The 9,959-nt window shown below is 43.2% G+C and carries 7 protein-coding genes; 3 read left to right on the top strand and 4 right to left on the bottom strand.

The window, feature by feature from the left end; genetic code table 11:
- Positions 1-1,396, bottom strand: a 1,396-nt coding sequence (locus BLS64_RS13985) for a SprB repeat-containing protein (protein WP_176763484.1), incomplete at its 3' end; no start/stop codon positions are given.
- Between the two features lie 361 nt (positions 1,397-1,757).
- Entirely contained in the window at positions 1,758-4,727 is a 2,970-nt protein-coding gene (locus BLS64_RS13975) for a T9SS type A sorting domain-containing protein (protein WP_093114327.1), read from the bottom strand.
- 707 nt (positions 4,728-5,434) lie between these two features.
- Between BLS64_RS13975 and BLS64_RS13965 the strand changes: the two genes are divergently transcribed.
- Positions 5,435-6,166 carry a CPBP family intramembrane glutamic endopeptidase gene (locus BLS64_RS13965; protein ID WP_093114324.1) on the top strand — a complete coding sequence of 244 codons (732 nt, stop codon included), beginning with the start codon at positions 5,435-5,437 and terminating at the stop codon, positions 6,164-6,166.
- Between the two features lie 300 nt (positions 6,167-6,466).
- On the opposite strand, the gene BLS64_RS13960 is transcribed toward BLS64_RS13965, so the two are convergent.
- Positions 6,467-6,982, bottom strand: coding sequence for a YybH family protein (locus BLS64_RS13960; protein ID WP_093114322.1), 516 nt, complete (start codon positions 6,980-6,982; stop codon positions 6,467-6,469).
- Between the two features lie 206 nt (positions 6,983-7,188).
- Between BLS64_RS13960 and BLS64_RS13955 the strand changes: the two genes are divergently transcribed.
- Together BLS64_RS13955 and BLS64_RS13950 are read left to right on the top strand one after the other, a co-directional pair.
- On the top strand, positions 7,189-7,920 hold the full coding sequence (locus BLS64_RS13955) for an SDR family oxidoreductase (protein WP_093114337.1): 732 nt from the start codon (positions 7,189-7,191) through the stop codon (positions 7,918-7,920).
- 114 nt (positions 7,921-8,034) lie between these two features.
- Positions 8,035-8,229, top strand: a complete 195-nt coding sequence (locus BLS64_RS13950; RefSeq protein WP_093114321.1) for a hypothetical protein — start codon at positions 8,035-8,037, stop codon at positions 8,227-8,229.
- Between the two features lie 91 nt (positions 8,230-8,320).
- Here the strand turns inward: BLS64_RS13950 and BLS64_RS13945 are convergent, their stop codons facing one another.
- Positions 8,321-9,931, bottom strand: coding sequence for a bifunctional metallophosphatase/5'-nucleotidase (locus BLS64_RS13945; protein WP_093114336.1), 1,611 nt, complete (start codon positions 9,929-9,931; stop codon positions 8,321-8,323).
- Between the last annotated feature and the right edge of the window lie 28 nt (positions 9,932-9,959).

Genomic DNA, 9,959 nt, shown 5'->3' with positions numbered 1-9,959 from the left:
CCTGGATCTCAACAGCATTACTCAAAGCATAACAATCTACTCCGGTCTGATAAGGAGAGGCTTTACTGCCTAATATCAGGTATTTCCCTTCTCCTAATGCAGGTGCAAATACACCATCAGTCTCCGTAATATCAGAAGTTACTAAATCATCATCTCCGCTACCATCTAATATCTCGGCAAGACTATCAGGATCACCGTCTACCTTGTAAAGATCATACTGAGTGAAAGCACTGTTCTCAGGATCTGCGTTAGGATTCAAGGAAAGATAACCATCAGAAGAACCATAACAAGAAATGCTGGTGCCCAAAATGGATAAACTCAAAGCATCTGGCTCCAATATTTGTACGGTGTCATCCTGTATACATGGCTCTTTAGAAGAATCTTTAATTCTCCATGTATATTCAATTCCTGAAGCACTCCCAGATAGGTTGGATATAGTTACCTTATAAGGAGGATCAAGTGGTTCTCCCTGCTCATCTGTAAGATCAATTGGAGTAGAACTAAATCCATTTCCATCACCAGAGTCTAAGTAATAAGGAGCTTCTCCTCCACTGAATGTAATTTCAATAGATCCATCAGATTCGCCGTAACAACTAACGTCTGTAGTTGAAGCACTTGCACTAAGACCAACTCCAACAGCCAAAACCGGGATGATTCCACATTTAGGATTGATTTTTGTGGGATCCAAAGGACACTGCCGGCTTTCATTTGTAGAAGCATCGGTCCAAGCTTGATAAATATTGGTTAATTCAAGGCTAGTTCCGCAGTCATAAGGTATTTCCTCAATAGGAATTACTAGCTGGTCTTCATCTAATACCGGATTACCATTCTCATCACGCTCAATCATTAATTGGTAACTACTGCCATTCCAAATATAAATCCTGAAGTACTCTTCAAAGTTGGCAAGTTTTGTCCTTGGCGGATTGTCAGGATTGTTCGTTCCAGGCCCATACATACTCCCCGGTAGAATTTCAGCTTCGCAGCCTTCAACTAAATAGTATGTTTTAGTATCATCATTAGGGTCGTTAACATCCTTAGGATCCGTGACAGTTAAGGCAGCCCAAAAAGCAAAAGAAGTCCTCAATGATTCCGTATTATTGCGAACTCCTAGCGTTAGACCTGCTTCAATTGTTGGTCCTGCTTCATCACAATCACAGGTTTCCAAATCAAGATCTGCACTAATGATATCCAGATCATTCGAGGTGCAACGGGCTGGGTCAGGTAAATCAAATTTTTCTTGGACCGTCATGTCGGGTGCTCCATTCTGAGCTGCAGTTGTAAATGGTAATAACCACATAATCATACATATTAGGAAAAAAGTAGTTTTTATTCCCGAATTTTCACCTAAGCTGAAGGTTGGTTGTTTTGAACTTCCCCTGATCGTAAATTCTTTCATAATTAATAATGTTTTGGTTAATAAAAAACCAGAACAAAAGGAGAATAATTTCATTGCAGATCCGGGCGAAGACTGCGGGGGAGTTCAAAGAAAATAGTCATGTAAGGGATAACTTTCTCCGGGGGTGGAAAAAGGAACAACATCTAAAGGCGGGGGCGCCTAAAATTTATGAGGGAAGTGAAAAGAGTTACCGGGATTTACAGAAGAAGATAAACTTCTGCCTCTCCGGCTCTTAACTGTTTTAAATTTACATAAATTTATGATATACAGCATATTATACGCTAAAAATTTCTAAACGAAATTTGTTAAAAAACAAAAGCAGCCGTTTCCGGCTGCTTTCTTTTATAAGGTTATTTATAAATTATTTTTTTCCAGAAACTACATTCTTGGTGTAAGTACCTTGATCTGTAGTTACTTTAATAATATACATCTGCTCTCCACGAACGAAATCGGCATTGATCGTTGTCACCTTACCTTTTCCGGCGTTAGATTCTCTGTGTGATTTCACAAGATTTCCTCTCATATCGAAGATATGAATATCGGCTGCTGACTCATAATCGAATTCGTATTTGATATTAAGCTGATCTTTGAATGGAACAGGCGATACACTGATACCGGCTGAGGCATCCATTGAAGCTCCATTGACTTCACAACCTGGACTTGGTGCAGTAGTAGCCCTTGAACCTCCCATAGGACATTCTCCGGTATTGTTAAGCATATCCAGATAACTTCCTGCTTCACCTGCATTGTCAAAGTTAGCAGTAACATAATCTATCACGTCCTGAGGAGTAGCGAGTTCATAATTAACTTCTTCGCTGCAAGCATTTAGAAGGGCCGCAACAGATTGGCGTCCTAAGTTATAGATGCCGCCGCCGCCCATGTTGAGCACGTCGATCAAGTATTCTCCTGCAAGTTCTTCTGGTGCACCTTCGAAAACATCACCATAGTAATCACAGGTTTGATACTCACTACACCATCTGTCAGTATGGTTTTTCCAATAACCAAGGGTACATCCTACAAAGTCCTCACAGATAGGCTCTTCCAAAGTAATGTAGCTAATATCAGAGATACATCCGTCATTGCTTCTAACTCTCACTTGGTAATCACCGGGTGCCAAACCTGTGAATCCGCCCATTGGATAGGCAACAAAGTCAGCGCCATTAATACTAAACATATAACCCACAGTTGAGGAGGTAACAATAATAGCTCCTGTAAGAGTATCACAATCTGGTTGTACAGCCTCTAAAGTTGGTGCGGCCGGAGTTTCAAATGGCTGAGGAACATCAAAATTGCGTGGTTGAGATTCACATCCATTAGCATCTCTGGCCACTAAACTATGTGGACCAGGTGTAACTCCTGTAATGGTTCCTGTATAAGAGAACCAATCTCCTCCATCAAGGCTATACTCAAAATCTGCCGGTGCATTAACGATACTGAATGATCCTGAAGTCTGGAAGCAATCTGCGGGTGCTACCTGCACATCAGGCATAGGAACTTCAGTAGGCTCTCCAACTGTGATATCGCTCAAAGTATATTCACACTCATTGTCATCTGTAACAGTTACCCAGTAGGTACCAGCATCCAGACCGGACACATCCTCGGTTGTTGCTCCGTTGCTCCATTCAAAAGAATAAGGCGGTGTTCCTCCGGTTACGGTAATATCGATCGCTCCATCTTCAAATCCGTAACAACTTACATCTGTTACAGTTGTCGCAGTAGCCTCCAGGTTGGAAGGATCGTCTACTTCGATTCCACTTATGGTGTCCTCGCAGTCATTTGCATCAGTCACGGTAACTGAATAGGATCCCGCACTAATTCCTGAAATATCCTGAGTGGTAGCTCCATTGCTCCATAAATAAGTATAAGGTGCTGTTCCGCCTGTCACACTAATATCTATGGCACCATTTGCAAATCCTGCGCAGGTGGCATCGGTAATAGCAGCTACAGTTGCAACAAGTTCGGCTGGTTCACCTACCAGGATACCGGTGATGGTATCTTCACAATCATTCTCATCGGTAACGGTAACAGAATAAGAACCGGCTGCTAATCCCGAAATATCCTGTGTTGAGGCAGTAAAGCCATCAGGACCAGTCCAGGCATAGGTATAATCAGGAGTTCCTCCCACCACATCTATAGTGATTGAACCATCAGAGTATCCATAACAACTGGCATCTACTGCTTCATCTAAAGTGGCCACCAATTCATCTGGCTCCCCTACAAGAATTGCAGAAAGAGTATCTGTACAATCATTGGCATCGGTCACAGTTACAGAATAGGAACCGGCTTCTAATCCTGAGATATCTTCTGTCATTGCGGTATATCCATCAGGTCCTGTCCAGGCGAAAGTATAGGGAGGAGTTCCTCCAGCCACGCTTATAGCAATGGAACCATCAGCATAACCGTAACAACTGGCAGCAACTACTGTACCCTGGGTTGCCTGTAACTCGGTGGGCTGAGTGATCACTATTCCTTCTATAGTAAATGGACAGTCATTCGCATCTGTAATGGTTACGTTGTAAGTACCTGCATATAGCCCGCTCACATCTTGAGTTGTGGCACTAAAGCCACCTCCCACTTTAGACCAGACATAGGTATAAGGTGTTTCTCCTCCACTAACGGTGATATCTATGGCACCATCTGCATAACCGAAGCAGCTCACAGGTGTGGTATCTTCAACATAAGCATTTATAGGAGTCTGAATCTCGATCATTGGAAGCACATCACACTTAGGTGCAATTTTAGAAGCATCAAGCGGACACTGCCTGTTTTCATTATCTGAAGCATCAGTCCAGGCCTCATATAGATTGACAAGTTTCAGACCGCCTCCACAGAGATATGGAATGCCCGGAAAACCGGTGGGATCTCCGTTTTCATCCAAAACTTCCAAAGACTCATCAAAAGTGAGCGAGGTGATTTGATTGGGAGGTACAGGTCCTTTACATCCACTTACAAAATAAGTGGCCGCAAGGGTTCCATCCGGATTATACTGTTCCAGCCGAGCATAAAATGCAAAGGAAGTCCTTTCAGACCCTGTAGTATTGTCTATAGCTAGAATAAGGTCATAGTATTCAACATCCACACAGTCTGCCGGGCCGCAAGGATCAATATCCAGAGTCGCTCCAACAACCTGGAGATCTTCAGAAACGCATCTTTCCGGAGCCGGAAGATCGAAAATATCTTCTACCGTTTCCTGAGCATTCATACCATTAATTCCGACAAAGAAGATCAGAACTAATGCCATCATAGTGTAAGGCAATCCTTTTAAAGCCTTACCGTCTTTTGGTTCCGAAATTGCGGAGAAGTATTTCCCCGTTAATGTAGTAAGTCTCATAATTCTAAATTGTTTTTGGTTATTATTGAGCACCAAAACAATAGTGGGTAATTTAATTTCGAAGCAGACCAGGGCGATCCCGTCCGTAAAAAACGGAGCAATTTTTCTTTATAAAGGGGAAACAACTTTTTCCTTAGGGATGGAAAAAGGAAAACTTCTAAAATGGCAGGTGCCATTTGGGGGAAAAACCGGATCCTGTTTGGGGGAAGGATTTCATATTTCCGCCCTGAGTGGCGGTAGAAGAACTTCAATTTTATATCTGAAAAAGGGGATTTTTCAGACACTATAAATATACTTTAAATTATTTATTTTCAGATACTTAGATTTGTTTTTTTAGCCTTACAAATGACTTTAAAAATACCGCACGTAAAGATAAAAAAAGACTCAAACAGAGCATGTAATTCCCGGAAATCGAGGTTAAAAATGACAATCTTTTACTAAAGCTAAGAGCGTAACCTTTTATGTAGGAAAAAAATAACTCTGACCCCAGGCAGGAAAAGCCCTCAGAAGCAGATTTTTCAAAAGAAGTCTCACAAAATTTTTAAAGCCATGACATTTTTATAATTTCGTATTCTTCAAATAAAAAGTAGTTCTTTTTAGTAAAAGACAGGTATTGACTGTAAACGTTCATACTTCTGTAACTTTGTCACATATTAACTGTCTTTAGATGTAAATACCAGTCATTGAAACAAAATGTCCCCCTACATATGAAAAAGGTTACAAGCCGTCCGGTAGAACCAGAAGAGCTGAATATTGAACAAAAGACCACCCTGGGCCTATCCCTGTGGTTATTACTCGCGGTACACTTTACCCTAAATTACCTTACCTTCACCTATTATGCAGAAGACCTCTTGAGCATGAAAACAATGGGCTACTGGATCTTCATTTTAAATAATATCTTTTTAGCTTCCCTTGTTTTTTTCAATAAGCGGGTCATGAACTGGTCCTGGAGCGACCTTGGCCTTGGAAAACCTGTTAATTGGTGGCAGCCGCTCGTGATCACTCTGGTCACCTCTGGAGCCCTTCTTCTCTTCTCAAGACTGGTAAGGCCTGATATAATTGAAACTTTTGGAAAACACCAGAACGTAAGTCATGTTTTAGCCATAAAAGACAATCTAAGCCTCTTGATCACCAGCACCCTCACCATGTGGATCACGGCGGCCTTTTTGCAGGAGCTCGTCTTCAGGGCATTCCTTATAAGAGCCTTAGATTCGCTTCTGGGAAAGACGGGATGGTCGCTGTGGGTCGCAGTACTCGCCAGCGCGATCATTTTCGCGGGGGTGTACGCGCATCAGGGTATCACGGGCATCCTCATCACCGGTTTTGTAGGCCTGGTCTTTGGCATAGCTTATATCCTCAACGGCCGCAGAATTTGGCCCCTCATCCTGGTGCACGGCCTTATAGATACGCTTACATTCATCAGCATATATAATATGTAATTAGTGCCAGGTATTTCACACAAAGACCACGAAAATTTGATTAAGTGCACAGAGATGCTGATTGTCGCAGACTTTCTCGCAAAGGTCGCGCTAGGACCGTAAAACCTGAAATATCAACAGCAAGCTCCCAACTTCCAAAATAAGCGTGTGATGAGAATCCTGAAAGAAAGGATTGTAAAGTTTTGGAAATCTTGAATATCAGGTTTTGAATCTTGAATACGTGGTATTTGATATATGAATTATCAAAAAGAAAAGGCCCCTCGATAACGAAAGGCCTCTTTTTTGGCGGTTAGTAAAACCTTATTCTGGCCGCATGTCCTGCTTTGGCATCGGCATGCTATCCATCTGCGTTTCCGGGGTAATATCCATTAATTTTATAGCCCACTCGTTTTGATCCCCACTGCGTTCCCAGATCACGGTATAGGTTCCGGCCATTTGCATGGTATCGTTCTCTGTTGTCGCATGGGTATAGGTACCCGTTTCATAAGCGAAGTCTTCGCCTTTTTTCTTCATTACAGAAGTGGTGCGCAAATTCTTCATCCAGGAAGCGCTGTTTTGGATCCAGGAGGTTACACTGTCCTGCCTGTGGGCTTTTCCATTGAACATAAGCACGACATCATCGGCCGTGGCAGCTTCCAGGCTTTGCGCATCGTTCTGGTTCCAGGCATCGCGCCAGTCGGCCATGGCTTCATCAGAATCCCAGGTATCCTCGACCATTACTTCTTCTTCTTCAGCCACTTCTTCTCTTTCCCTGTCCTGGCATGCTCCAAATACTAGCAACAGCCCTAAAAAGGGTAACAACTTATACATTTTCATAGATCAGTTTTTAAAAATTACCATCTAATTTACTAATAAACAGATATTTATTTAAAGACCACCTTAAAAATTAGACAAAATACGTGATTTAACAGGCAAATGGCTTACACCTCTCATAATCAGCAGTTAAAATGATGTTATTTAGGCTGCTGAATTCTGAAAATCCTCCTGAAACTCCGATATTGTATAGAAACAAAACCGCCAAAATGAAAATAAAGGATAAAGTAGCAGTAGTGACCGGCGCCAGCAGCGGAATAGGGAAGGCCATTGCGAAAAGACTTTCCGCAGAAGGCTGTAAAGTGGTACTGGCCAGCCGTAGTGTGGAGAAATTGATCGAGCTTCAGGAAGAGCTTAAAAATGAAACCATGGTAGCCGATATGGACGTGAGCAATACCGAAAGCGTTACCGGCTGTTTCCATGATATTTGGGAACGTTTTGGCCAGGTGGATATCCTGGTAAATTCCGCCGGTGTGATGCCGCTCACCTATTTAAAGAACCGACATCTTGATGAGTGGCTGGAGACAATTGAAGTGAATGTAAAAGGGACGCTAAGGTGCATCAATGAGGTACTGCCGGCCATGAAGACCCAAAAGAACGGGCACATTATCAACATCGCATCTGTAGACGGACGGGAGATCTTTGAAGGCGGCGCGGTGTATGGGGCTTCCAAAGCCGCGGTGATCGCCCTGTCCCGAGCCATGCGTATGGAGCTCTCCCCCGAATTCAACATTAGGGTGACCGCCATTGAACCCGGTACGGTGGCGACCAACCTGAGAGATGATATTACTGATCAGGAATTGTTGGGCGACAAACATTACTCAGATAACGAACCCAAATTAAGCCCTGAGAATATTGCCGATGCGGTGATCTACGCCCTTACCCAACCCGACAATGTAAATGTGAACGAATTGCTGATCAAACCCACAGGGAAGGCCTGATCATTTCTAAAAGATTCTGAAAATCAGTTAAACTGATGTTATTTGGAAAGGCTTTAACGCAAAAAGAAGCGATTCTTTCGGAATTTGAAAAGGAATCTAAAAAACTAAACAAAAATGGACTTAAAAAGAAACGCAAAGGAAGCCGGAGAAAAAGTAGCAAAACTGTGGGTGGCCAAAAAAGGCCTGCAATGGACTGGAAGCCTTCTTAAGTGGGGTGCTGTTGCCGGAGCCGGTTACCTGGGGTACAAATACTACCGCAAGAACGAAGACACTATCAAAGAAAAACTCAATATGAGCTCTGTTCATTAAGATCTCCCCCTACACCGTGTAATACGGTTGATTAAAAAAGGCTGTTCAGGAATTCCAGAACAGCCTTTTTCTAGTAATATCCTTCTTTAGATCATTGAACGATCATTACCTCTCCCATATTTTCAGGAAAACTCAGCACCTCATTTTTCTTGAGCTGTTCCACTATAAACTCGTTGAGAGGCTTTCCGGTCTTTTCAAGGTTCTTACCCTTTTTAAATTCTGTATAGTTGTGGATCCCGTTGAGCATTCCGCTGTGAGTGGCCACTGTGTAACTTCGAGAGGGTTCTATTTCCTGCCCGTTGACCTTCAGATCTGAAATTCTCTGTCCTACCGGCTTGTTAAAATCCAGCTCATAGCTTATTCCGCAAGTTTGGATGAGTCCGCCTACCGTCTTCAGTTTATCCTTCGGCTTGATATTGGCCGCGCTTTGCTCCAGCGTAGCTTTGATCTGTTCCCCAGAAAGCTCCAGCGTGATGATCTTTGCAGGATGCGGCAAAAGCTTGTAAACATCTTCGCTCTTCACCTCGTCTTGCAGGGAAATTCCATAGCCCACCCCCGGCATAAAGGCCACTTCGGTATCATAATTCTCTCTCATAAGATTGTTCACTACCTTATCAAAAGGGCTTTCAGATTTGTACTGCCTGCCAATGATGGTATCGGCTACGGTCACTTTTTCTTCGAGCTTCGAACGATACTCTGACCTTAGCTGTGAAATAAGCTCTTTTACTTCAGGATCGGGTTCTACTTCATCATGCCACAGATAGTGATAGTTGGCTTCTACATTACTTATTTTACCTTCCTCAAGGCTCACTGTAGTCTCTCCTAATACCGAAGCGTCCGAAAGTGCCTGCACTATGTAGGTATCATTGATCTTCATGGGTGGATAGATCACATCATGACTGTGCGCTCCCACAATAAGGTCTACGCCCTCGACCTCTTCAGCAATAAGCTTGTCAACGGCCATGCCTTCATGCGAAAGCACCACTATAATGTCTGCTTCCTCTTCAAGTTTTGGAAGTTGCTCCATTATGGCATTGATCCCTGTCTCAAACCTGAGGCCTTTGATGTTCGCAGGATTTCCGGTAAGAGGCGTATTGCGGTAACTCAAAGGCAGCAGGCCAATTTTAAGACCTTGTTTTTCGATAATGACGTAGGCTTCCCCAAAAATGGGTTTATGGGTATCCTCTTCTTTTATATTTGCTGCCCGCATGGGAAAGTTGGCAAGTTGCTCCAGGTTGCGGGTCTGCTCCAGGCCATAATCAAAGTCGTGGTTTCCAAGGGCCATAAGGTCATAATCCACCAGATTCATCATTTTTATCATGGCCTCTCCTTTGGTGAGATTCCCCAGCTGGTCATCACCAAAAGTGTCACCACCATCAAGCAGGATCACCATGTCCTCTCCTCTTTTTTCCCTCACGGATTTAATCGCCCCGGCTAACCAGGCAAATCCCCCGATCTCTTCTGCCCGGTCAAATCTCACCAGGTTATCTATGGAATCACCGGTTTGAGCAGTGGCATTGTCGGTCGTGGTCGTAAATGGCATATAAGAACCGTGCATGTCATTGGTATGCAAAATGGAAATGCTCCTCACGGCAGGTTCCGCAGCTGACGTCGAATTGTTTGCTGATTTCTTCGAGGAATCACAGCCGGTAATTAAAAGCCCCAACAGCAGACTTCCTAATACAAGTTTTCTCTTTTTCATTGTAACTGAATTATGCGTTTTGTCATTA

Origin of the sequence: Salinimicrobium catena (assembly GCF_900102915.1) — a bacterium.
Lineage (GTDB): Bacteria > Bacteroidota > Bacteroidia > Flavobacteriales > Flavobacteriaceae > Salinimicrobium > Salinimicrobium catena.
This window is presented reverse-complemented; position numbering and strand designations above follow the sequence as displayed.

What these genes read in the sequence shown, in the direction of transcription:
- BLS64_RS13975 (WP_093114327.1), bottom strand. Translation starts at nt 4,727, where the DNA reads ATGAGACTTACTACATTAACGGGGAAATACTTCTCCGCAATTTCGGAA.
- BLS64_RS13965 (WP_093114324.1), top strand. Translation starts at nt 5,435, where the DNA reads ATGAAAAAGGTTACAAGCCGTCCGGTAGAACCAGAAGAGCTGAATATT.
- BLS64_RS13960 (WP_093114322.1), bottom strand. Translation starts at nt 6,982, where the DNA reads ATGAAAATGTATAAGTTGTTACCCTTTTTAGGGCTGTTGCTAGTATTT.
- BLS64_RS13955 (WP_093114337.1), top strand. Translation starts at nt 7,189, where the DNA reads ATGAAAATAAAGGATAAAGTAGCAGTAGTGACCGGCGCCAGCAGCGGA.
- BLS64_RS13950 (WP_093114321.1), top strand. Translation starts at nt 8,035, where the DNA reads ATGGACTTAAAAAGAAACGCAAAGGAAGCCGGAGAAAAAGTAGCAAAA.
- BLS64_RS13945 (WP_093114336.1), bottom strand. Translation starts at nt 9,931, where the DNA reads ATGAAAAAGAGAAAACTTGTATTAGGAAGTCTGCTGTTGGGGCTTTTA.